Raw genomic sequence first — 23,252 nt, forward strand, 5'->3', positions numbered from 1 at the left:
GAATTGGTCGAACCTCAGGAATTTTCCGGACAATCAGATCTTCGTGCCCGGGCCGTCTTCGGTCAGGACGCCGTCGAAGTGCTCCTCGCTGGCGTCGGCTTCGGCCTTGGTGGCGCGGACGATGCCGTCGCGGTGCTCGGGCGGACCGTAGAGGGTATAGAGCCGCAGGGCCTTGTCGCCGGTGTTGATCACGTTGTGGCGGGCGCCGGCCGGGACGATGATCGCGAAGTCGGCCTTCACCTTGGTCTTCGCCCCGTCGATCCAGACCTCGCCCTTGCCCTTCTCGATGCGGAAGAACTGGTCGTGGGTGTCGTGCACCTCCTCGCCGATCTCCTCGCCGGGCTTCAGCGACATCAGCACCAGCTGCAGGTGCTTGCCAGTGTAGAGCACACGGCGGAAGTCCTTATTGCTTTCCGTCAGCTCCTCGATGTCGTCGACAAAGCCCTTCATGGCGCGTCCTTTCCTGATGCTGCTTATCCAGCCTGAGCCGAGCGCGCGGCGCAGGCCTTGATGCTAATCAAGCCTGCGCCGGCGACGGTCCGATGACGGTCAAGCCTGGGTAACGGGAAGCCGCAGGAACACGTTCCCTGCCGCCGTGGCCGGCGGCAGGGCCCCGGCGCGGATGTTCACCTGCAGCGAGGGCAGGATCAGGGTCGGGGCGGCCAAGGTGGCGTCGCGCGCCTCGCGCATGGCGACGAAGGCGGCCTCGTCCACGCCGTCATGCACATGCACGTTGCGGGCCCGCTGCTCGGCGACGGTGGTCTGCCAGGCGAAGGTGTCGCGGCCGGCCGGCAGATAGTCGTGGCCGACGAAGATGCGCGTCGTTTCGGGCAGAGCCAGGATCTTGCGCGTCGAACGATAGAGGGTCGCCGCATCGCCGCCCGGGAAGTCGGCGCGGGCGGTCCCATAGTCGGGCATGAACAGGGTGTCGCCGACGAAGGCGGCGTCGCCGATCATATAGGTGACGCAGGCCGGGGTGTGGCCGGGTGTGTGCAGCACCCCGATGTCCAGCGATCCGAGGGGCAGCACGTCGCCCTCGGCCAGCAGCCGGTCGAAGACCCGTCCATCGTCGGCGACATCGTCGGCCTCGAAGCGGGGGATGAAAGCCTTCTGCACCTGGGTGATCTCGGCCCCGATCACCACCTGCGCGCCGGTTTCGCGGCGGATGTAGTCGGCCGCCGACAGGTGGTCGGCGTGCGCGTGGGTCTCCAGCACATAGGCCAGGGTCAGGCCCTGTTCGTGCACCGCGGCCAGCACCGCATCGGCCGAGCCGGTCGAGAGCCGGGCCGCCTTGGGCTCGAAGTCGAGCACCGGGTCGATCACCGCGGCGACCCGGGTGGCCGGGTCACTGACCAGGTGGGTCGCGGTCGAGGTGGCCTTGTCGAAGAATGTCTGTACGTGGGGGGTCATGGTTGGAGCCTCCTTCGGCGTCGGGCCAACATATAAGAACTTGCTAAATTAGAAACAACTCATATATTGCGGCTATGTTCGATCTCGCGAACTTCGACATCACCCGTTTCGAGGCCAGCGCTGGGGAGGCCGCCAAGCTTCTGCGCGCGCTGGGCAACGAGCGGCGGTTGATGATCCTCTGCCAGCTGACCGAAGGCGAGCGATCGGTGGGCGAACTACTGCCCCTGGTCGGCCTGTCGCAATCGGCCCTGTCGCAGCACCTGGCGGTGCTGCGCGAGGAAGCCGTCGTGGCCACGCGCCGCGAGGGCCAGACCATCTGGTATCGGATCGCCGACCCCGCCGCGATGAAGGTGGTGGCGACGCTCGCGGAGATCTTCTGTCCTCCAGACATGAAGAAGGCCGATGACCGCTCCGACCCAACTGAATCCCAAGGACGTCGCTGACCTGCTGGCCAAGGGCCAGGCGGTGCTGTTCGACGTCCGCGACCCCGACGAGTTCGCCCGCCGCCACGTGAAGGGCGCGCGGCTGCGCCCGCTGGCGAGCCTTGAGTCCGCGCCGCTCGACGTGCCGGCCGGCGCCTTGCCGATCTTCACCTGCCGTTCGGGCATGCGCACGGCCGCCAATTGCGCGCGGCTGGCGGCGGTCAGCGGCGGCCAGGCCGTGGTGCTGGCCGGCGGCGTCGACGGCTGGGCGGCCGCCGGCCTGCCGCTGGTCGAGGACCGCAAGGCACCGCTGGAAATGATGCGCCAGGTGCAGATCGCCGCCGGCACGCTGGTGCTGGTCGGCGTCGGCCTCGGTCTGCTCGTCCATCCCGGCTTCTTCGGCCTCGCGGCCTTCGTCGGCGCAGGCCTGACCTTCGCCGGGGCGACCGGCTTTTGCGGCATGGCCCGGCTGCTGGCGCATATGCCCTGGAACCGGCCGGCGAGGGACTAAGCATGGACCCGGTGAGCCTAGCGCTGGCGGCGGCCGGCGGCGCGCTGATCGGCCTGCTGCTGTCGGTGTTCGGCGGCGGCGGCTCGGTGCTGGCCGCGCCGCTGTTGCTCTATGTGGTCGGCGTGCGCGATCCGCACATCGCGATCGGCACCTCGGCCGCCGCCGTCGCGGTCAACGCCGCCGTGGGCTTGGCCGCGCAGGCCAAGGCGGGCCGGGTGAAGTGGCCCTGCGCCCTGGTGTTCGGCGGCGCGGGCCTGATCGGTTCGCTGGCCGGCGCGCATCTGGCCAAGATGATCGACGGCGGCCAGCTGATCCTATGGTTCGCCGGGGCGATGGCCCTGGTCGGAGTCTCGATGCTGGCCCCCAAGAAGGACGAGGGCGATCCCAGCGTGCGGCTCGACGCGGCGCTGACCCGCAGGCTTGCGCCGCTGGGTCTGCTGGTCGGCTCGGCGGCCGGGTTCTTCGGGATCGGCGGAGGCTTCCTGATCGTGCCCGGGCTGATGGCCGCGACCGGCATGACCCTGGCCAACGCCGCGGCCAGTTCGCTGGTCTCGGTGGTGCTGTTCGGGGCGGCGACCAGCGCCAGCTACGCGGTCTCGGGACTGGTCGACTGGCCGGTGTTCGCGGCCCTGGTCGCCGGCGGCGGGGTCGGCGCGCTGGCGGGCGGGCCGCTCGCCGCCCGGCTGGCGGGCCACGCGGCGAGCGCCCGCCGGGCGTTTGCGCTGATGGTGCTGGCGACCGCGGCCTATGTCGCCTGGCGGACGCTGGGCTAGACCCCGTCCCGGTTGGCTTGAATCAAGCCAACCGGGATGAACAGGGTCACGGTGATCCATAGTGAGTGGGAATGGCTCTAGGAGGCCGCGCGCAGCGGCGGGGCGACGAACGACGGCGAGACGTTCGGGAAGCGCAGCTCGGTCTCGCCGATCTGGTGCTTCAGGTTCAGCTTCGGGAACAGCAGCTCGGCGACGCGGTAGGCTTCCTCCAGGTGCGGATAGCCCGAGGCGATGACCGTATCGACGCCAAGCTGGGCGTATTCCTCCAGCCGCTCAGCGATGGTGTCGGGGGCGCCGACCAGGGCGGTGCCAGCTCCGCTGCGCACCAGCCCGACGCCGGCCCACAGGTTGGGGCTGACCTCGAGGTTGGCGCGGCTGCCGCCATGCAGGGCGCTCATCCGCGCCTGGCCGACCGAATCGGACCCCTTGGCCATAGCCCGCTGGAAGGCGGCGATGGCGTCGTCGGTGACGTATTTGATCAGCTCGTTCGCCGCGTCCCAGGCCTGGGCCTCGGTCTCGCGGACGATGATGTGCAGGCGGACGCCGAAGCGGATCTTGCGGCCGCGCTTGGCGGCGCGTTCGCGCACGTCGTCGATGACCTCCTTCAGCTGGGCCGGGGGCTCGCCCCAGGCCAGGTAGACGTCGACGTGCTGGGCGGCGATCTCACGGGCGATGTCGGACGAACCGCCGAACCAGATCGGGGCGTGCGGCTCCTGCACGAACGGGAACAGCAACCGGCCCTTATCGATCGACAGGTGCTTGCCTTGGTGGGTGACGGTCTCGCCGTTGGCCAGGCGCCGCCAGATGTTCAGGAATTCCTCGGTCTGCACGTAGCGTTCGTGGTGGTCGAGGAACAGGCCGTCGGCCGCCAGGGCCTGCGGGCTGCCGCCGGTGACGATGTTGACCAGCGCCCGCCCGCCGCTCAGCCGGTCCAGCGCGGCGGCCTGGCGCACGGCCTCGGAGGGGTGGATCAGGCCCGGACGCGCGGCGACCAGCAGCCGTAGCCGCTCGGTGAACGGCGCGATCGAGGCCGCGGTGATCCAGGCGTCGGTGCAATGGGCGCCGGTCGGCAGCAGCACCCCGGAATAGCCTAGCCGGTCGGCGGCCACGGCGATGTCGCGCAGGTAGCGCGGGGTCGGGGCGCGGTCGGTCTCCGGATGGCTCAGATAGGCGTTGTCGCCCGCCGACGGGATGAACCAGAGGAAGTCGAGCGGGGTCTTGGACATAGGGGCCTCCTGTGCGCCAAAGGGGCGCGGACCCGTATTCCTACATTTTCTATAGGATTAATCTTGCTACGAGAAATCCTCATGCGAAACCCCAGGATTCCCGACAATAGCGGGGCCGAAAGCCGCTGCAGAAAATCTATGGCGACTAATATCCTATTTTATCCATAGGAATAAGGGGTGACGTCCGTCCTCCCCTTCTGGCGTCGCACCTCAAGCGGAGCGTGGGCTCGACCGGCGGGTCCACGCGACGCCTTCTGAACCTCTGGCGCGCAAGCGCCCAACATGGCGCCGAACGGCGTCTCGACACCTGTTTCATCATCTGGAGGCAGGAGGCGCCCCGTCGCGCCTCTGCGGGGATAGCTGTGCCTGAACTGAGCTTGAAATCGAAACTGATCCTGTCCGCCGCGACCGTGGCGATCCTGATCGGCGCGCCGCCGCCGGCCTTCGCCGATGACGCCGCCGACGCCTCCGTCGAGGAGGTGGTGGTCACCGTCCGCCGCCGCGCAGAAAAACTGCAGGACGTGCCGATCACCGTCTCGGCCGTGACCGGGCAGACCCTGGCCGCCGAGCGCCTGGATCGAGTCGCCGACTATGCCGCCAAGATCGCCAACTTCAACGCCCTGCAGCAGAACACCCGGGTTTCGACTCTGACCATCCGCGGGGTTGGCGGCAACGCCAACAGCGATGGCTCCGAGGCCGGGGTCGGCCTGATCGTCGACAACGTGTTCTTCACCCACCCGGGCTTCTCGTGGCTGGACTTCGTGGACCTGGAGAGCGTCGAGCTGGCGCGCGGTCCGCAGGGCACCCTGCTGGGCAAGAACACCACCATCGGCGCCCTGGTGGTGACCACCAAGAAGCCGTCGTTCACGCCCGAGGCCCAGGCCAGCGGCACGATCGCCAACAACGAGCGCTACCAGCTGCGGGCCAACATCTCAGGGCCGCTCGCGGACGACAAGCTGGCCGGGCGGCTGACCTTCTATCGCGACATCGGCGGCGGCTACGTCACCAACAAGTTCGACGGCGAGGACTATCTCGGCAACGACCGCTGGGCGCTGCGCGGTCAGCTCTTGTTCGAGGGCGAGAGCTTCTCCAACCGGCTGATCGCCGAGCACTACGAGACCAAGGAATACAACAACTTCTATCCGCCGGCCGGCGACCCGACGAGCTTCGTCAACGGCGCGCCGCGCAACGGCTGGGAGCGCAAGCTGCGCACCGCATTCGGCTATGTCCCGAGCTACGACGTCTACGACAACGCCGACCTCGACACCCAGGACAAGATCGTCTCGCGCACCGACGGGATCTCCAACCAGCTCGACTGGCGGTTCGGCGGCCACACCCTGACGTCGGTCACCGCCTGGCGCCGGCTCTATTTCCGGCCCCAGAACGACAGCGACCTGACGCGGTTCTCGATCTTCCGGGCCGGCTACGACGTCGATGTCGACCAGTACTCGCAAGAGCTGCGGCTGGCCTCGCCGGCCGACGGACGGTTCGACTACCAGGTCGGCCTCTTCCTGCTGAAGCAGGACGTCACCAGCAACTACCGCACCCTATTCTATGATGACGCCAGCGCCTTCCTGCTGAGCCCGGCGGTCCCGGGCCTGGTGCTTGACGGTCTGGAGACCAACCAGGTCGGCAAGGCGCAGACCAAGAGCGCGGCGGTGTTCGGCCAGGGGACCTATCGGTTCAATGACCGCGCCAGCCTGACCGCCGGCCTGCGCTACACCTACGAGGAGCGGGAAGCCTCCAACCGGGGCCTGGCCTTCGGCGGGGTTCCGCTGAGCGGCGCCCTGGCGGCCTACGCCCCGTTCCGCGCCGCGGTGGCCGGCGCGCCGTTTCTGGTCGAGGGCCAGAAGGAATCCGGCTCGTTCTCCTGGCTGATCAACCCATCCTACAGGCTCACTGACGACATCCTGGCCTATGCCAGCGTCAGCTACGGCGAGAAGTCAGGCGCGGCCAATCTCGGCGCGCGGCCGGGCGATCCGATCATCATCTCGCCGGAGAAGTCGATCGACTATGAGCTGGGCCTCAAGACGACGTGGCTGGACGGCCGGGCGACCCTCAACGGCAACCTCTACTGGAACGACATCACCGACTATCAGGCGACCCTGACCAGCCAGGTTGGGACCACCGCCCGCTCGTACCTGTCGAACGTCGGCAAGGTGCGGCTGCGCGGGGTCGAGGTGGAGGGCCAGGCGCAGCTGACCGAGGCCTGGCGGGTGTCGGCCAGCGCCGCGTTCAGCGACGCACGCTATGAGTCCTACGTGGGCGCCCCGGTCCCGGTGGAGTACGGCTATGCCGGCGGCCCGGCCTTCGTCGACCTGTCGGACACCCGCGTGCCGTTCGCGCCGAAGTTCACCGGCCAGGTCAGCGTCAACTACGAGGCCCCGCTGACCGGCGACCTGGTGCTGTTCGCCTACGCCAACCAGACCTGGCGCAGTTCGACCTTCCAGCACTCGCTCTCGCAGTACGGCCGCCAGGACGCCTACGGCCTTACCCACGCCGGGATCGGGCTGAAGGACGCCTCCGGCCGCTGGTCGGGCAACATCTGGGCGAAAAACCTGTTCGACCAAGAGTACGCCGCCGCCTTCGGCAACGCCTCGGCCAACACCCCCTACATCGCCATCCTTGGTGAGCCGCGCACCTTCGGCCTCACCTTGACCGGCCGCTACTGAGGGAACGCGCGATGACTGCTTCGGCTCGTCTTCCCGCATGGCGCTTGGCGGTGTTCGCCGCCCTGGCCATTCCGCTGGCCGGGGCGGGGCTGCCGCTGGCGGTCTATCTGCCGCCCTACTACGCCCAGGAGTTGGGCCTGGGGCTCGGCGCCGTCGGACTGATCTTCATGCTCAGCCGGGTGTGGGACGCGGTGACCGACCCGCTGGTGGGGGTGCTGTCGGACCGCAGCCGCAGCCGGTTCGGGCGGCGCAAGCCGTGGATCGCGGCCGGCGCGCCGCTGTTCGCGCTCGCCACCACGGCGATCTTCGCGCCCGGCCTGTTCGGCGTGGCGCGGCCCGGCGCGGCCTGGCTCAGCGTCTGGCTGGTGGTGTTCTACGTCGGCTGGACGATGATCCAGATTCCGGTCTCGGCCTGGGCCGGGCAGCTGGCGGCGCAGTACCACGAGCGCAGCCGGGTGCAGACCTATTTCCAGGTGGCGACGGCCGGCGGCCTGCTGCTGGTGCTGGTCCTGCCGGCCGCGCTCGACCAGATCGGCGCCCGCGCGGGCCTGCCCGCCGATCCGGGGCTGAAGGTCGCGGCGATGGGCGGGTTCATCCTGGCCACCTTCGTCCCGACCCTGATCGCCGCCCTGACGCTGGTGAAGGAGCCGCCGGCCCCGCCGCCGAGCCCGGCGCGATCGACCCTGCGCCGCGACCTGGCGGTGGCGGCGCGCGATCCGCTGCTGCGCAAGGTGCTGACCTCGGACTTCGCGGTCACCCTCGGCCAGCTGATCCGCTCGTCGCTCTTCGTGTTCTTCGTCTCGGCCTATATGGGCCGCCCGGACCTGGCCGCCGGCCTGTTCCTGCTGCAGTTCGTGTTCGGGGTTTTCGCCGGGCCGATCTGGCTGCGGATCGGCTACCGGCTGGGCAAGCACCGGGCGGCGGTCGCCGGCGAGCTGGCTCAGGTGGCGATCAATCTCGGCCTGCTGCTGATTACGCCCGGCGCCCTGCCGCTGCTGGTCGGCCTGACGATCGCCCAGGGCCTGGCCCAGGGCTCGGGCAACCTGATGCTGCGCTCGATGGTCGCCGACATCGCCGACAAGCAGCGCCTGGAGAGCGGCGAGGACCGCACCGGCCTGCTGTTCTCGATCTTCAGCCTGACCGGCAAGGCCGCCACCGCGGTCGCAGTCGGGGTCGCCCTGCCGCTGGTCGGGCTGCTGGGCTTCAAGCCCGGCGCCGTCAACGCGCCCGAGGCGCTGCTCGGCCTGAAGCTGGCCTTCGCGCTCGGTCCCGCCTTCGCCCATCTGGCCTCGGCCTGGCTGATCGCCGGCTTCTCGCTGGACGAGGCCGGCCACGCCGACATCCGCCGTCAACTGGACAGCCGCGACGCCGCGGCGGTCCCCGCCGAATGACCTTCGCTTCAAGACTTCAGAGGAGACCCTTCAGATGAGCACTCACGACCTCGACATCCGCCCCGTCGCCGGCCGCATCGGCGCCGAAGTCGCCGGCGTCACCCTCTCGGCCGACCTGCCCGACGCCACGGTCGCGGCGATCGACGAGGCCCTGCACCGCTACAAGGTGCTGTTCTTCCGCGGCCAGGGACATCTGGACGACGCTTCGCAGGAGGCCTTCGCCGCTCGGCTCGGCGATCCGGTCGCCCACCCGACCGTGCCGGTGGCCAAGGGCAGCAGCTATCTGCTCGAGCTCAATTCGCAGCATGGCGGCCGGGCGAACGCCTGGCACACCGACGTCACCTTCGTGCCGGCCTATCCGAAGGCCTCGATCCTGCGGGCGGTGGTCTCGACCGCCTCGGGCGGCGACACCGTCTGGGCCAACACCGCCGAGGCCTATGCGCGCCTGCCCGACCACCTGAAGGCCCTGGCCGATAATCTCTGGGCGCTGCACACCAACGCCTACGACTACGCAGCGGCCAAGCCGGCGGCGAGCCGCGAACAGATCGATCGTCACCGCAACGTCTTCGCCTCGACCGTCTACGAGACCGAGCACCCGGTCGTGAGGGTGCATCCGGTGACCGGCGAGCGGACCCTGATCCTCGGACAGTTCGTGAAGTCGCTGGTGGGGCTGTCGAGCGCCGACTCGCGGCGGATCTACGACACCCTGCAGGAGCACGTGATACGGCTGGAGAACACGGTCCGTTGGCGCTGGCGCGCGGGCGACGTGGCGATCTGGGACAACCGGGCGACCCAGCACTACGCGGTCGACGACTACGGCGACCAGCATCGCGTCATGCGCCGCGTCACCCTGAACGGCGACGTCCCGGTCTCGGTCGACGGGCGTCCGAGCCGGGCGATCTCGCCGCTGCCGGCGACGGCGATCGCGGCGGAGTAGGGGGCAGCGGCCCGGACTTCGGCCCGCGAGGCCGAAGTCCGGGCGCCGTCATCAGTAGCGGTAGTGGTCCGGCTTGAACGGGCCGGCGGTCGGCACGCCGATGTAGTCGGCCTGGTCCTTGGAGAGGGTGGTCAGCTTGGCGCCCAGCTTTTCCAGGTGGAGGAAGGCGACCTTCTCATCCAGGTGCTTGGGCAGGGTGTAGACCTTGGTCTCGTACTTGGACTTGTTGGTCCACAGCTCGATCTGGGCCAGGGTCTGGTTGGTGAACGAGGCCGACATCACGAAGCTCGGGTGGCCGGTGGCGTTGCCGAGGTTCACCAGGCGGCCTTCCGACAGCACGATGATCTTCTTGCCGTCCGGGAACTCCACGTGGTGGACCTGCGGCTTGATCTCGTCCCACTTGAAGTTGCGCAGGCCGGCGATCTGAATTTCGGAGTCGAAGTGGCCGATGTTGCAGACGATGGCGTTGTTGCGCATCCGGCGCATGTGGTCGACCGTCAGGACGTCCTTGTTGCCGGTGGCGGTGACGAAGATGTCGGCCTTGTCGGCGACGTCTTCCATGGTCTGGACTTCGTAGCCTTCCATCGCCGCCTGCAGGGCGCAGATCGGGTCGATTTCGGTGACGATGACGCGGGCGCCGCCGTTGCGCAGCGAAGCGGCCGAGCCCTTGCCGACGTCGCCGTAGCCGAGCACGACCGCGACCTTGCCCGACAGCATGACGTCGGTGCCGCGACGGATGGCGTCGACCAGGCTCTCACGGCAGCCGTACAGGTTGTCGAACTTCGACTTGGTGACGCTGTCGTTGACGTTGATGGCGGGGAACGGCAGCTCGCCGCGCTCGGCCATCTGGTACAGGCGGTGCACGCCCGTGGTGGTTTCTTCCGACACGCCGCCGATGGCGTCGCGGATCGCCGAATAGAAGCCCGGCTTTTCCTTCAGGTAGCGCTTCATCACCGCGTAGAGCGCTTCTTCTTCCTCGTTCTGCGGGTTGTTCAGGACCGAGGGGTCCTTCTCGGCCTTCGGGCCAAGCACGCAGAGCAGGGTGGCGTCGCCGCCGTCGTCGAGGATCAGGTTCGGGTAGCCGCCGTCAGCCCATTCGAAGATGCGATGGGCGTATTCCCAGTACTCGACCAGGTTCTCGCCCTTGATCGCGAAGACCGGGGTGCCGTTGGCGGCGATGGCCGCGGCGGCGTGGTCCTGGGTCGAGAAGATGTTGCACGAGGCCCAGCGGACTTCGGCGCCGAGCGCTTCCAGGGTCTGGATCAGCACGGCGGTCTGGATGGTCATGTGCAGGGAGCCGGCGATGCGGGCGCCCTTCAGCGGCTGGTCCTTGCCGAACTCGGCGCGCACGGCCATCAGGCCCGGCATCTCGGTTTCGGCGATCGCGATTTCCTTGCGACCGAAGTCGGCCAGGGTGATGTCTTTCACGACATAGTCGGTCATCGGGCGGTCCTGTCGGAGAGGGTGATTGTCGGCTCTATAGCCGCCGGCCGCCAGATCAGCAAGAAATCACATAAAGAAACCTTTATATGACCCAGAAGGCCGGACTGCCGGCCAGCCGCTCCATGGCCTTGACCGCGCCCTTGACGCTCTTGGGCTTGGCCGCCTCGCGCGCCGTCAGCAGCGTCCGCGCCGCAGCCAGGGCCGCGCCCTTTAGGCGCAGCCGCGCAACCAGCTCGGCGGCGACGGCGGCGTCGTTCAGGGCCCCGAGCTCCTCCTGCAGCTGCTTGACCGACTTGATGAACGGCTTGGCGTCGGCGTCGAACAGCGGGGCGAAGGCCTCGGCCGCGTAGCGCAGCTTCTTGGCGGCGATGCGGGCGTCGTGGCGGGCCTGGTCGTCGACGCCCTTGAGGTCGGCGGCGAGCTTCAGCAACCGCTTGCGCCGGCGGTCCAGCGCCTTGGCGGCGAAGCGGTCGGCGTCCATGTCACGGCGCTTGGCGTGAGCTTTGCCGCCCATCGACAACCAGGCGCCGGTCTCCACCCAGGCGGTGGTGTCGAGCACCAGGTCGCGGAACCGTCCCGAGGCGACGGCGGCGCAGGCCTTGGCGTGGGCCCGGGCGCGAGCGGCCTCGACCACCGGGGCCAGGGCCGAGAGATCGAGGGTCGGGTCGACCAGCGCCGCGGCGCTCTCGGCGAAGACGTCGAGGTCGCGGGCCTCGTCGCAGGCCCCGGCCAGCCACTTCAGCTCCGCCTTGATCGCCTCGGCATGGTCGTCGTCGGCGACGTCGGAGAACGTGGAGACGGCGCTGCGCAGGCGGCGCACGGCGACCCGCAGTTGGTGCACAGCCTCGACGCTGTCGGCTTCGCGCAGCACCACGCCGTTGGCGGCGATCTGCACCAGGGTGTTGCGGGCGATGGCCTGGAAGGCGCCGGCCGCGGTCAGGCCGCGGGCCAGCGGGGCCTTGTCGTGGCGGCGCGGCGAGCGGTCGGAGCCGTCGATCAGCCCCTGGCCCTGGGTCGCCTTGCCGTCGAACGACAGGTAGAGCGGTGCGGTCCGCGACAGCTCGCGGGCCAGGTCGAACATCGGCCGGCAGTCGCCGCCCTTCAGCTCCAGTTCGACCTCGCTGATGCGCCGGACGCGCTCGCCGGCCTGCACTTCCCCCTCGTCGACCGCCAACTCGATCGACGAGCCGCCGAAGTCGAAGGTCCGCTGGCGGCGGATGACCCGCACGGTGAAGATCGGCGACAGCGTCTTGCGCTTGGCTGGCGGCAGGGCGTCCTTCAGGGCCGGGAAGCCGAGGTCGAGGCCGTCGGTGGTGATCGCCTGTTCGTGTTCCTCGCGGGCGAATCCGTCGCCGCGCTTGAGGGTCTGCACCCGCTTGCCGCCGCCCTCGCGGATGCGCAGCGAAATCCGCGCCTTGCGAAGATCGCCCTGGGGCGTGTCGTAGTAGGTCGAAACCAGAGCCTTTTCATAGGTTTCGCCGTGCGGCGCGGCAGCGAGCACGACGGCCAGGTCGGCCGGCTCGCAGAGGAATTTCAACTCGATCTCGTCTTCACCCGCGCTCATGCGCTACACGCTCCCGACCCCGCGCGGTTCGCCGTCCTGTTCGCAGGCGGCCGACATCGGCGCCCGTTCGCTTGAGGAGGCTCCCCATGAACGCTCCAATCGCTCAAGGTTTCCGTTCTGTCGATCCCGCAGAGCCGCGTCACGACTGGACGCCGGCGGAAGTCGAGGCGCTGTTCGAGCTGCCATTCATGGAGCTGGTGTTCCAGGCCGCGGCCGTGCACCGGGCCTGGTTCGATCCGAACGAGGTGCAACTGTCTCAGCTGCTCAGCGTCAAGACCGGCGGCTGCGCCGAGAACTGCGGCTATTGCAGCCAGAGCCAGCACTTCGACACCGGCGTGAAGGCCGGCAAGCTGATGGACGCGACCACCGTCATCGCCGCGGCGATGGAGGCCAAGGCCGGCGGGGCCCAGCGCTTCTGCATGGGCGCGGCCTGGCGCGACCTGAAGGACCGCGACGTGCCGAAGGTGGCGGCGATGATCTCCGGCGTGAAGGCGCTCGGCCTGGAGACCTGCGCCACCCTGGGCATGCTGACCCGCGACCAGGCCCAGTCGCTGAAGGACGCCGGCCTCGACTACTACAACCACAACCTCGACACCGGCCCGGCCTACTACGACCAGGTGGTCACCACCCGCACCTATCAGGACCGGCTCGACACCCTCGAAGCGGTGCGCTCGGTGGGCATGAGCACCTGCTGCGGCGGCATCGTCGGCATGGGCGAGACGCGGGCCGACCGCGCCGGCCTGCTGCACGCGCTGGCCACCCTGCCCGAACATCCGAACTCGCTGCCGATCAACGACCTGATGCCGATCCCAGGCACCCCGCTCGGGAACTCCGAGGCGGTCGATCCGCTGGAGTTCGTGCGCATGATCGCCGTCGCTCGCATCGTCTGCCCCAAGACCGTGGTGCGGCTCTCGGCCGGCCGCGAGCACATGTCCAGAGAACTTCAGGCGCTGTGCTTCCTGGCCGGCGCCAACTCGATGTTCATCGGCGGCAAGCTGCTCACCACCGCCAACCCTGACAAGGACACCGACGCCGCGCTCATGGCCGACCTCGGCCTGCGGCCCATGACCATGGCGGCGAATTAGTCGGGGACGACTGTCGGCTGCTGACAGGTCCGTGCGTCCTTCGGACTAGCTGGAGCGTTGGCGTCCGCCTATCTGGGGGGCGCCGCCCTGACAGGAGTCCGCGTGCAGCCGATCATTTCCGTAGCTGGTCTGTCGAAGACCTATGCCGGGGGCTTCCAGGCCCTCAAATCCGTCGACCTGGAGATCCGGCAGGGCGAGATCTTCGCCTTGCTGGGCCCGAACGGCGCGGGCAAGACGACGCTCATCAGCATCATCTGCGGCATCGTCAATCCGAGCGGCGGCAAGGTGACCGCCGACGGTCACGACATCATCGCCGAGTATCGTGCCGCCCGCGGCAAGATCGGCCTAGTGCCGCAGGAGCTGTCCACCGACGCCTTCGAGAGCGTCTGGGACACGGTGAAGTTCAGCCGCGGGCTGTTCGGCAAGTCGCCTAATCCAGCCTATCTTGAGAAGATCCTTCGCGACCTGTCGCTCTGGGACAAGAAGGACTCGAAGATCATGGCGCTGTCCGGCGGCATGAAGCGCCGGGTGATGATCGCCAAGGCGCTGTCCCACGAGCCGCGCATCCTGTTCCTCGACGAGCCGACCGCCGGGGTCGACGTCGAGCTGCGACGCGACATGTGGGAGATGGTGCGCGGGCTGCGCGAGAGCGGCGTCACCATCATCCTGACCACCCACTACATCGAGGAGGCCGAGGAAATGGCCGACCGGATCGGGGTGATCAGCAAGGGCGAGATCATCCTGGTCGAGGACAAGGACGTGCTCATGCGCAAGCTGGGCAAGAAGCAGCTGACCCTGCACCTACAAGAGCCGTTGAGCGCCCTGCCGGCCGACCTCTCGGACTATCAGCTGGAACTCGCCAATGGCGGGGCCGAGTTGGTCTACACCTTCGACGCCCAGAGCGAGGACACCGGCATCGCCGGCCTCCTGCGGCGGCTCAGCGCCGCCGGCGTCGACTTCAAGGACCTCCGGACCGAGGAAAGCTCGCTGGAGGAGATCTTCGTCAGCCTGGTGAGGGGCCGGCCATGAACCTGCACGCCATCAAGGCCATCTACATCTTCGAGCTTGCGCGCACCTGGCGCACGCTGATGCAGTCGATCGCCTCGCCGGTGATCTCGACCTCGCTCTACTTCATCGTGTTCGGATCGGCGATCGGCTCGCGGATGGTCGAGATCGAGGGGGTCAGCTACGGCGCCTTCATCGTGCCGGGCCTGATCATGCTTTCGATCCTGACCGAGAGCATCATGAACGCCTCGTTCGGGATCTACATGCCGAAATTCTCGGGGACGATTTACGAGGTGCTGTCGGCCCCGATCTCGGCCTTCGAGATCGTGGTCGGCTATGTCGGGGCGGCGGCCACCAAGTCAGTGATCCTCGGGCTGATCATCCTGGCCACGGCGCGATTGTTCGTGGACTTCAGCATCCTGCACCCGTTTTGGATGATCGGCTTCCTGGTGCTGACCTCGGTCGCCTTCAGCCTGCTCGGCTTCGTGATCGGGGTCTGGGCCGACGGATGGGAGAAGTTGCAGATCGTGCCGATGATGATCGTCACGCCGCTGGCCTTCCTGGGGGGCAGCTTCTACTCGATCAGCATGCTGCCCGAGCTCTGGCAGAAGATCACCCTGTTCAATCCGGTGGTCTATCTGATCTCCGGCTTCCGCTGGAGCTTCTACGGGATCTCGGACGTCGACGTCGGCGTCAGCCTGGGGGCGACCTTCGGCTTCGTACTGGTGTGCTTGGCGGCGATCTGGGCGATCTTCCGGACTGGCTACAAGCTCAAGACCTGAGCCCGGAATCCGACCGAGAACGCCTATCGGGTATCTACGCAACTATCGCGGGCGATCCGATCGTGTGTAGACAGTTCGGCTTTCTACCATTTGTCGGACGTGTCCGCGCAGCGCGGGGCCTGTCTGGGGGGATCGAGTACGGCTTGAGTGCGTGACTTGCGCTGAGCGGCCCGCGATCCAACCCCTGCGGGAGATCTGTCGTGACCAACCTCGTTCAGACTGTGATCGGCGCCCTGTCGCCGGACATGATCGGCAAGCTGTCCAGCGTACTGGGAGAATCCTCGGGCTCGGTGAGCAAGGGCGTGTCGGCGGCGGCGCCAGCCCTGCTCGCCGCGGCGCTGCAGCAAAGCTCGACCAGCAGCGGCGCGACCGGCCTGCTCAGCCTGATCAGCCAGGCGACCGGCGGCGGCAACCCGCTCGACCGGTTGCCGGCGCTGCTCGGCGACGACACCGCGCGGGCCGGGCTGCTCAGCCAGGGTAAGACGCTGTCCGACAGCCTGCTCGGCGCCAATGCGGGGGCGGCGACCAACGGCCTGGCCAGCTTCGCCGGCGTCAAGGCCGGGGCGGCCACGCAACTGCTCTCGCTCGCCGCGCCGCTGGTGCTGGGGGCGATCGGCAAGGCGCTCGGCGGCGCCCCGACCGCCTCGGGCGTCCAGTCGCTGCTTTCGGACCAGCGGGCCAGCATCCTCGGCGCGCTGCCGCCTGGGCTCGGCGCGCTGTTCGGCCTCGGCGGGGCGACGCAGGGCGCGCGCGCGGCAGCCGGCAGCGGGGGCGGCGGCTTCGGCAAGATCCTGCCCTGGCTGATCGCCGCGGCGGTGGTGCTGGCGCTGATCTTCGGTCTGCGCAACTGCGGCGCCAAGAAGGTCGAGGCCCCGCCGCCGCCGGTCAAGACCGAGGTGGTTCCCGCGCCGGCGCCGGCTCCCGTCGCCGCCGCGCCGGAGACCCTGACCCTCCCGGGCGGGGCGACCATCACCGTGCTGCCGACCTCGATCGGTTACGGGGTGACCAAGTTCCTCGAATCCAACGAGGCGGCGCCCAAGACCTTCGTGTTCGACAACCTCAACTATGACACCGCTTCGAACGCCCTGACGCCGGAGAGCAAGCCGACGATCGACACCCTCGTCCTGATCCTGAAGGCTTATCCGAATGTTCGCGGGCGGGTGGTCGGCTACACCGACAACCAGGGTGATCCGGCGGCCAACAAGACGCTGTCCGACGCCCGCGCCGCGACGGTGAAGAAGGAGTTGTCGGCCCAAGGCATAGCCGGCGAGCGGATCGAGACGGCCGGCATGGGAGAGGCCGACCCGATCGCCGACAACGCCACGGAGGAAGGGCGCGCCAAGAACCGGCGGACCGAACTGGTCATCGTCCGCAAGTGATCAACCTGTGTAACTTGTAGGACGTCTGGCGACTTTGGAGCGGCGCGCGGCGCGGCGGGCCGTTCCTATTCGTCCTCGTCGAAGCGGGCGGCGACCAGCGCGGCCAGGGCCTCGACGGCGGGCGCGGCCTCGTTGCCTTCGGCCTGGATGTCGATGCAGCAGCCGGGGCCGGCCGCCAGCATCATCAGGCCCATGATCGAGCGGGCGTCGACGCTGGACCCGTCCTTGGCGACCTTGACCTCAGCGTCGAAGGTGGCGGCCAGCTTGACGAACTTGGCCGAAGCCCGCGCGTGCAGACCGCGCTTGTTGACGATCTCGACGGTCCGCGAGGCGCTCATTTTTCGCCGGCCAGCACGTAGGACGCGACGGAGATGTACTTGCGGCCGGCCTCCTGGGCGCAGGCCACGCAGTCCTCAAGCGATTGGCGCGTGCGAACCGATGCCAGCTTGATCAGCATGGGCAGGTTGAGGCCGGCGATGACCTCGGCCTTGGTCTGCTCCATCACCGAAATGGCCAGGTTCGAGGGCGTGCCGCCGAACATGTCGGTCAGCAGAATGACGCCGGAACCGGAATCGACGGCCTCGCACGCCGCCAGGATGTCCTTGCGGCGCTTTTCCATGTCGTCCTCCGGCCCAATGCAGATGGACGCGACCGCAGCCTGCGGCCCCACCACATGCTCCATGGCGAAGACGAATTCCTCGGCCAGCCGCCCGTGCGTAACGATCACGAGCCCGATCATGCCAACTCTCTCAACGGGAATCCCCACCCGGCCGCGGCGATACGCCTACCGCGAGGGCGTCTAGATACGCTTTATCCGGCCAAGCTCCAAGATGTTGCAGCGCGCGACGAAGTTTCGCGGGCGCGGATGACTCTAGCGCCTGAAGTGAAAGCGACGGGATACTCAACCCGACGTAATCCTTGAAAGCCGGCTCGGGCATCCGCTCATGCTGCTCGCAGGCGACCGCCAAGGCAATGCGGCAAAAGGGAAGGGCGGGCTCGCGCAGCACCCCGAGGCCGCGGACCTCGATCAGCCCGGCGAGGGTGTCGGGGGCGCGGCCATAGAGCGCGCCTTCGCAGGCCCAGAGCGCGACCCGGTCGTCGGCCACCAGCCGGAAGCCGTGGTCGAGGGCGCGCAGGGCCAGATCGCTCTTGCCGGACCCAGAGGGGCCCTCGATCAGGACCCCGCGCCAGGCGCCGTCGACATGGGCGGCCAGCAGGCCGGCATGGAGGATCATCGCCGGGCCTCGGGCAGGGTGACGACGAAGCGGGCGCCCTCGACCGCGCCATCCGGGCCGGTGCGGTTCTCGGCGCGGATCGAACCGCCCTGGGCGGCGGCGATCTGGCGGGCGATCGACAGGCCGAGGCCCGAATTGCCGCCGAACGCCGCACCCTTGGGCCGCGAGGTGTAGAACCGCTGGAAGATGGTCTCGAGGTTGTCGGGCGGAATGCCGGGGCCGTCGTCGTCGACGGTCAGCACCGCCTGGCCGCGGCCGCGCTCGAGCTGCACGCGCACCTCGCCGCCGGGCGGGCTGAACGAGCGGGCGTTGTCGATCAGGTTGCGCAGCAGCTGGCCGAGCGGGCCCTCGCGGCCCGAGACCATGATCGGCTCCAGGGTGTCCGGGGCGGCGTAGGCGACGGCCACGTCGCCCGGCTTGGCGGTGTCCTGGTAGAGTTGGGCGACCTCGCCGATCAGCCGGCCGAGGTCGAGCGGGCGAAGGTCCTCGCGCGAGAGCTCGGCGTCCAGGCGCGAGGCGTTGGAGATGTCGGTCACCAGCCGGTCGAGCCGCTGGATGTCGTTCTTGAGGATCGCCATCAGCCGGTCGCGGGCGGCGGGATCCTTGACCAGGTCGAGGGTCTCGACCGCCGAGCGCAGCGAGGTCAGCGGGTTCTTGATCTCGTGGGCGACGTCGGCGGCGAACCGCTCGATGGCGTCCATCCGCTCGGACAGGGCGTCGGTCATGTCCTCGAGCGAGCGGGTCAGGTCGCCGAGTTCGTCGTCGCGGCGGGCCAGCTGCGGCAACGAGATCGACCGGGCCCGCGACAGTCGCACGCGGTCGGCGGCGCGCGCGAGCATCCGCACCGGCTGGGCGATCAGGTTGTTCAGCAGCAGCGACGAGACCAGGGTCACGAAGATCGCGATCAGGATGAACGGGGCCAGGGCCTGCCGTTCGGCGCGGATGATCTCGTCGACGTCGCTGGCCTCCAGGGTCAGGACCCCCAGCACGGCCTGGACGTGCTGGATCGGGATCGACACCGAGACCACCCGCTCGCCGTCCTCGGCGGTGCGCATGCCGGCCCAGTGAACGCCGCGCAGCGCCTGGCCGACCTCCATCATCAGCGCGCGCTGGGCGGCCGGAGCCGGCGGCGGCGGCGGGCGGCCGAGCTTGAGGTCGAGGGCCAGGCCGCGCTGGTCCTCGCGCGGGCGGGCCGGGGGCAGCACCTTCCATTCGACCCGGTCGGCGACCCAGTAGCTGTCGGCGATCAGGTTGCCCTGGGCGTCGAACAGCCGGGCCCGCTGCGAGCGCGGGTTGGACAGCATCTGCAGGATTTCGCTGGCCGCCTGGGCGTCGAGCTCGGGCGTCGGCTCGCCGACGGTGGCGGCGCGGTTGATCACGTTGACGATCAGCTCGCCCTGGGTGGTCAGGCTGTCGATGCGCGCGCCGACCAGGCCGCGGCGCAGTTCGTTGAGCAGCAGCGATCCGGCGATGATGATCGCCAGGCCCAGAACGTTGAGCAGGATGATGAATCGCCCCAGGCGCGAGCCTGGCAGCCAACTGAAGAACGAGGGCCCGGAGGGCGGCGGCCGCGGTTTGCGGGCCGTCCGCTTCGGGTCAGGCTTCGCGGTATCTGTATCCGACGCCATAGAGGGTTTCGATCGCGTCGAACTCCGGGTCGACTTCGCGGAACTTCTTTCGCATCCGCTTGATATGGCTGTCGATGGTGCGGTCGTCGACATAGACCTGATCGTCGTAGGCCGCATCCATCAGGTTGTCGCGGCTCTTCACGAACCCGGGACGTTGGGCCAGCGACTGCAGCAGCAGGAACTCGGTGACGGTGAGCTTCACCGGCTTGCCATCCCACAGGCAGTCATGGCGGGCGGGATCCAGGGTCAGCTTGCCGCGCTTCAGGGCGCGCGACTGCGACTCCCCATTGCCGTTGGCGGCCGCGGCGACGGCGGGCTCCTCGCCCTCGACGCCGGCCCGGCGCAGCACCGCCTTCACCCGCTCGATCAGCAGGCGCTGGCTGAACGGCTTATGCATGTAGTCGTCGGCCCCAAGGTTGAAGCCGAGGATCTCGTCGATCTCCTCGTCCTTGGAGGTCAGGATGATCACCGGCAGGTCCGAGGTCCGCCGCAGCCGGCGCAGCACCTCCATGCCGTCCATGCGCGGCATCTTGACGTCGAGGATCGCCAGGTCCGGGGGATCGTTCTCCAGGGCCGCCAGACCCGAGGCGCCGTCGAAATACGCCTTGACCTCGTGGCCATGGCTTTCGAGGGCGAGGCTGACCGACGTGACGATGTTCTCGTCGTCGTCCACCAGGGTGATCTTGGCCATAGGTCTCGTCGTATCCTTCAGCGAAGCTTGGCAAGCTAATGGCCCGCCAGCGTGTCCTCAATGGGGCGCCGCACGGAGGCGGCGGCTCCGCCAACAGGGAAGCCGGCGAGCGGCCCGCCGGTTCCCTCGGCGCGAAAGCCCCGGCGAGGCGCGGCAATCCCTTATGATAAAACGGTATTAAGCTTGTTGGCGCATGCTGTCCGGGAGGGGGGATGTCTCGTGGCCGGCCAGCAAGTCCATTACGAAGTCTTCATTCGGCGGGCCCCGGGCGCGGCGTGGAAGCTCGACATGGCCACGGAGAGCCGCACGGCTGCGGTCTCGGTCGCCGAGGAACTGATGGCTGAGGGACGGGTCGCCGCGGTCCGGGTCACCAAGGAAACCCTCGATCCGGACACCCGCGAGTTCCAGTCGGTGACGATCCTCAACCTCGGCGTCGCCGAGGCGCCGAAGAAAAAGAAGGTCGTCGAGAACCAGGATCCGCTCTGCGTCAGCCCGCAGGATCTCTACACTGTCCACGCCCGCGAGCGAATCGGGCGGCTGCTGGAGGGCTGGCTGGAGCGTAAGGGGGCGACGCCCTTCGAGCTGTTGCACCGCCCCGACCTGGTCGAAGAGCTTGAGGCGTCGGGCACCGACCTGCAGCACGCGATCCAGAAGGTCGCGATCCCCGAGGCCCAGGCCCGCGGATTGACCGTCCACGAACTGATCCGCACCTTCTCGAGCCTCGTCGAGCGCGCCATCGACCGGCTGCTCAAGGATTGCCGCCGCGGCGGCATGCCCAATCTCGACAAGGAAGGCTTCGCCCGCGCCGCCGAACGGGTCAGCCAAGATCCGGAGCGCGCCTACCTGCTGGGCGCCGGCGTCGCGGCCTCGATCGCGCCGGCCCGCTCGTGGTCGGAGAAGGTCTCACGCCTGCTGGACCTCGCCGACGCCGCCCCGATCACTGGGCCGCCGCGCGGCCTGGCGCTGCAGACCGTCGAACAGCCGCTGGCCGAAATCCTCGGCTCGAAGTCGGGGCTGGACAACATCATCGGCCAGGACCTGGACCTGGGGGGCCAGCTGGCGGCGATGACCCGGCTGGCGGCCTGCGACACGGTCGACGCCCTGATCCGCGCCGAGCCGTCGGTGGCCAAGATGATGCCGCCGCTGTCGGAGGCCGCCACGCGGCTGTCGAAGTGGCTGGCGGCCGACGACTTCGCCAGCGTCCGGGTCGCCATCGCCAAGCGGGTGGTCCGCGAACTGAACGGCCCGCGCCGGCTGCGCCCGTCGGACGCCTCGGGCGAGATCGAGGTGATGCGCGGCCTGGCCATGACCCTGACCGCTGCGGCTGCGGCTGGGGCGCTGCTGAACGTCGACGATGTACAGGCCGCCTTCGTCCAGCGCTCGCGCATGCTGGTCACCAGCGACTTCGTCGAGGCCTATCTGGGCGGCGGCGAGCGCACCGCCCGCGAGGAGATCGAGGCCCTGGTATGGCTGGTCGAGAACGTGATCGGCGGCGCCAACAAGCGCCAGGCAGGCCGCTACCTGGCGGCGGGCGTCTCGGCCCTGCGGTTCGAGAAGGAATTCCGCTACGGCCCCGACACCGCGGCGGTGAAGCTGCAGAAGCTGGCGGCGCTGCAACGGGCGGTGGCGCGCGGCGGGCTGGCGGCCGAGGACTACATTCCCATCCAGGCCAAGATCGGCGATGTCGGCGGCTTGGTGGAGGCGGATGCGCGGCTGGTGCCGACCCTGGCCAAGACCCCGGCCTCGCCGGCTCAGAAGCTGTTGCTGCTGTTGAGGCTCGCCGCGGGCGAGACCGCTCCGGCCGGCCCGGCGGCCGATCGGGCCCGCCAGGAGGCCATGCGCCTGGTCCGTCAGGAAGAGACGCGGGCCGAGCTGGCGGCCAATCCAGAGCGCATGGACCAGGTGCGAAGCCTGATCCACCAGCTCGGCGTGGCCGCCTAGAGCGTGACAGCTTCAAGTGGAAGCCGGTTGAAGCGGCCGTCACGCTCTACGCTTTTGAAGATAGACCCTTTTTGTCCGGTTCAGGTGATTCCACCTGAACCGGAAAGGGTCTAGAGGCGGGTTAGGCGGCGGTCTTGCTCTTCAGCAGGCCGCGCTCGTGCAGCAGTTCGGCGATCTGCACCGCGTTGAGCGCCGCCCCCTTGCGCAGGTTGTCGGCCACGACCCAGAGGTTGAGGCCGTTTTCGACGGTCGGGTCCTTACGGATGCGCGACACGAACACCGGGAACTCGCCCTGCGCCTCTTTGGGGGTGATGTAGCCCTTGTCGTTGCGCTGATCGATGACGATCAGGCCGGGGCTCTCGCGCAGCAGGTCGCGGGCCTCGTCCTCGTCGAGCGGGTCGTGGAACTCGATGTTGACGCTCTCGGAGTGGCCGACCATGACCGGCACGCGGACGCAGGTGACCGTCAGGGCGATCGACGGGTCGATCATCTTGTGGGTCTCGTTCCACATCTTGGCTTCTTCGTCGGTGTAGCCGTCGTCGCCGAAGGCGCCGATGAACGGGATGACGTTGAAGGCGATCTGCTTGGGGAACTTCTTGGGCTCGGGCGCGCCGAGCACGAAGACGCCCTTGGTCTGGTCCCAGAGCTCGTCCATGCCTTCCTTGCCGGCGCCGGAGACCGACTGGTAGGTCGAGACCACCACCCGCTTGATGCGCGCGCGGTCATGCAGCGGCTTCAGCGCCACGACCAGCTGGGCGGTCGAGCAGTTCGGGTTGGCGATGATGTTCTTCTTGCCGGCGTAGGCGACGTCGTCGGGGTTCACTTCCGGCACGATCAGCGGCACGTCGGGGTCCATGCGCCAGGCCGAGGAGTTGTCGATGACGATCGGGCCCGCGGCGCCGATCTTCGGCGACCATTCCTTGGAGAACGAGCCCGAGACGCTCATCAGCACGACGTCGACGGTCGAAAAGTCGAACTGCTCGACGTCTTCGCATTTGAGGATCTGCTCGCCGAACGAGACCTCGACACCGATCGACCGGCGGCTGGCGATCGCGTGAATCTTGTCCACGGGGAAGTTCACTTCCTCCAGGATGTTCAGCATCTCGCGGCCCACATTGCCCGTGGCGCCGACCACGGCCACCCGATAGCCCATGGCG

Annotated in this window: 22 protein-coding genes; 11 read left to right on the forward strand and 11 right to left on the reverse strand. The window is 68.6% G+C overall.

Annotated elements, in window-relative coordinates:
• Positions 1 to 33: 33 nt before the first annotated feature.
• Positions 34 to 450, reverse strand: coding sequence for a cupin domain-containing protein (locus O4N75_RS01285; protein WP_269627601.1), 417 nt, complete (start codon positions 448 to 450; stop codon positions 34 to 36).
• Positions 451 to 549: 99 nt separating this feature from the next.
• Positions 550 to 1,410: an MBL fold metallo-hydrolase gene (locus tag O4N75_RS01290; protein ID WP_269627602.1), complete on the reverse strand. Its 861-nt coding sequence runs from the start codon at positions 1,408 to 1,410 to the stop codon at positions 550 to 552.
• A gap of 74 nt (positions 1,411 to 1,484) precedes the next feature.
• Between O4N75_RS01290 and O4N75_RS01295 the strand changes: the two genes are divergently transcribed.
• Genes O4N75_RS01295 through O4N75_RS01305 form a run of 3 tightly spaced genes read left to right on the forward strand, consistent with a single transcriptional unit; the run spans position 1,485 to position 3,116 of the window.
• Entirely contained in the window at positions 1,485 to 1,853 is a 369-nt protein-coding gene (locus O4N75_RS01295; protein ID WP_267234250.1) for a metalloregulator ArsR/SmtB family transcription factor, read from the forward strand.
• Entirely contained in the window at positions 1,813 to 2,343 is a 531-nt protein-coding gene (locus O4N75_RS01300; RefSeq protein ID WP_269627604.1) for a rhodanese family protein, read from the forward strand. Before O4N75_RS01295 ends, O4N75_RS01300 begins: the two co-directional genes overlap by 41 nt.
• Positions 2,344 to 2,345: 2 nt before the next feature.
• Positions 2,346 to 3,116: a sulfite exporter TauE/SafE family protein gene (locus tag O4N75_RS01305; protein WP_269627605.1), complete on the forward strand. Its 771-nt coding sequence runs from the start codon at positions 2,346 to 2,348 to the stop codon at positions 3,114 to 3,116.
• Positions 3,117 to 3,193: 77 nt separating this feature from the next.
• On the opposite strand, the gene ssuD is transcribed toward O4N75_RS01305, so the two are convergent.
• On the reverse strand, positions 3,194 to 4,342 hold the full coding sequence (gene ssuD, locus O4N75_RS01310) for an FMNH2-dependent alkanesulfonate monooxygenase (protein WP_269627606.1): 1,149 nt from the start codon (positions 4,340 to 4,342) through the stop codon (positions 3,194 to 3,196).
• 377 nt (positions 4,343 to 4,719) lie between these two features.
• On the opposite strand from ssuD, the gene O4N75_RS01315 reads away from it, so the two are divergent.
• From O4N75_RS01315 to O4N75_RS01325, 3 genes are read left to right on the forward strand one after another with little or no spacing between them, the layout of a single operon-like run.
• Positions 4,720 to 7,014: a TonB-dependent receptor gene (locus O4N75_RS01315; protein WP_269627607.1), complete on the forward strand. Its 2,295-nt coding sequence runs from the start codon at positions 4,720 to 4,722 to the stop codon at positions 7,012 to 7,014.
• Between the two features lie 11 nt (positions 7,015 to 7,025).
• Positions 7,026 to 8,405 (forward strand): MFS transporter, encoded by a 1,380-nt coding sequence (locus O4N75_RS01320; protein ID WP_269627608.1) that lies wholly within the window; start codon positions 7,026 to 7,028, stop codon positions 8,403 to 8,405.
• Between the two features lie 34 nt (positions 8,406 to 8,439).
• Entirely contained in the window at positions 8,440 to 9,342 is a 903-nt protein-coding gene (locus tag O4N75_RS01325) for a TauD/TfdA family dioxygenase (protein ID WP_269627609.1), read from the forward strand.
• Positions 9,343 to 9,393: 51 nt separating this feature from the next.
• Here O4N75_RS01325 and ahcY read toward each other — a convergent pair whose 3' ends face one another.
• A complete protein-coding gene (ahcY, locus tag O4N75_RS01330; RefSeq protein WP_269627610.1) occupies positions 9,394 to 10,785 on the reverse strand; it encodes an adenosylhomocysteinase in 1,392 nt (463 codons plus the stop codon).
• An 82-nt stretch (positions 10,786 to 10,867) separates the two neighbouring features.
• Positions 10,868 to 12,349 (reverse strand): CYTH and CHAD domain-containing protein, encoded by a 1,482-nt coding sequence (locus tag O4N75_RS01335; protein ID WP_269627611.1) that lies wholly within the window; start codon positions 12,347 to 12,349, stop codon positions 10,868 to 10,870.
• A gap of 86 nt (positions 12,350 to 12,435) precedes the next feature.
• Here O4N75_RS01335 and bioB point away from each other — a divergent pair, with 86 nt between their 5' ends.
• The 4 genes from bioB (at position 12,436) to O4N75_RS01355 (ending at position 16,600) form a co-directional block, all read left to right on the forward strand.
• A complete protein-coding gene (bioB, locus tag O4N75_RS01340) occupies positions 12,436 to 13,434 on the forward strand; it encodes a biotin synthase BioB (RefSeq protein WP_269627612.1) in 999 nt (332 codons plus the stop codon).
• Between the two features lie 102 nt (positions 13,435 to 13,536).
• On the forward strand, positions 13,537 to 14,463 hold the full coding sequence (locus tag O4N75_RS01345; RefSeq protein WP_269627613.1) for an ABC transporter ATP-binding protein: 927 nt from the start codon (positions 13,537 to 13,539) through the stop codon (positions 14,461 to 14,463).
• Entirely contained in the window at positions 14,460 to 15,221 is a 762-nt protein-coding gene (locus O4N75_RS01350) for an ABC transporter permease (RefSeq protein ID WP_269627614.1), read from the forward strand. Before O4N75_RS01345 ends, O4N75_RS01350 begins: the two co-directional genes overlap by 4 nt.
• 200 nt (positions 15,222 to 15,421) lie before the next feature.
• Complete coding sequence (locus O4N75_RS01355) at positions 15,422 to 16,600, forward strand: OmpA family protein (protein WP_269627615.1); 1,179 nt, start codon at positions 15,422 to 15,424, stop codon at positions 16,598 to 16,600.
• Positions 16,601 to 16,665: 65 nt separating this feature from the next.
• On the opposite strand, the gene O4N75_RS01360 is transcribed toward O4N75_RS01355, so the two are convergent.
• Genes O4N75_RS01360 through O4N75_RS01380 form a run of 5 tightly spaced genes read right to left on the reverse strand, consistent with a single transcriptional unit; the run spans position 16,666 to position 20,154 of the window.
• Positions 16,666 to 16,938: an HPr family phosphocarrier protein gene (locus O4N75_RS01360; protein ID WP_267233764.1), complete on the reverse strand. Its 273-nt coding sequence runs from the start codon at positions 16,936 to 16,938 to the stop codon at positions 16,666 to 16,668.
• Positions 16,935 to 17,339, reverse strand: a complete 405-nt coding sequence (locus O4N75_RS01365) for a PTS sugar transporter subunit IIA (RefSeq protein WP_267233765.1) — start codon at positions 17,337 to 17,339, stop codon at positions 16,935 to 16,937. Before O4N75_RS01365 ends, O4N75_RS01360 begins: the two co-directional genes overlap by 4 nt.
• A 10-nt stretch (positions 17,340 to 17,349) precedes the next feature.
• Positions 17,350 to 17,835, reverse strand: a complete 486-nt coding sequence (locus O4N75_RS01370; RefSeq protein WP_269627616.1) for an HPr kinase/phosphorylase — start codon at positions 17,833 to 17,835, stop codon at positions 17,350 to 17,352.
• Positions 17,832 to 19,463 (reverse strand): stimulus-sensing domain-containing protein, encoded by a 1,632-nt coding sequence (locus tag O4N75_RS01375; protein WP_269627617.1) that lies wholly within the window; start codon positions 19,461 to 19,463, stop codon positions 17,832 to 17,834. Before O4N75_RS01375 ends, O4N75_RS01370 begins: the two co-directional genes overlap by 4 nt.
• Positions 19,432 to 20,154, reverse strand: a complete 723-nt coding sequence (locus O4N75_RS01380) for a response regulator transcription factor (protein ID WP_267233769.1) — start codon at positions 20,152 to 20,154, stop codon at positions 19,432 to 19,434. The genes O4N75_RS01375 and O4N75_RS01380 overlap by 32 nt, the downstream gene beginning before the upstream one ends.
• A gap of 219 nt (positions 20,155 to 20,373) precedes the next feature.
• Between O4N75_RS01380 and O4N75_RS01385 the strand changes: the two genes are divergently transcribed.
• The gene (locus tag O4N75_RS01385) at positions 20,374 to 22,095 is read left to right on the forward strand and encodes a hypothetical protein (RefSeq protein ID WP_269627618.1); all 1,722 of its coding nucleotides are present in this window, start codon (positions 20,374 to 20,376) and stop codon (positions 22,093 to 22,095) included.
• Positions 22,096 to 22,216: 121 nt separating this feature from the next.
• Here O4N75_RS01385 and O4N75_RS01390 read toward each other — a convergent pair whose 3' ends face one another.
• Complete coding sequence (locus O4N75_RS01390) at positions 22,217 to 23,248, reverse strand: aspartate-semialdehyde dehydrogenase (protein ID WP_183770747.1); 1,032 nt, start codon at positions 23,246 to 23,248, stop codon at positions 22,217 to 22,219.
• Positions 23,249 to 23,252 lie beyond the last annotated feature (4 nt).

This window comes from Phenylobacterium sp. NIBR 498073, assembly GCF_027286305.1.
Lineage (GTDB): Bacteria > Pseudomonadota > Alphaproteobacteria > Caulobacterales > Caulobacteraceae > Phenylobacterium.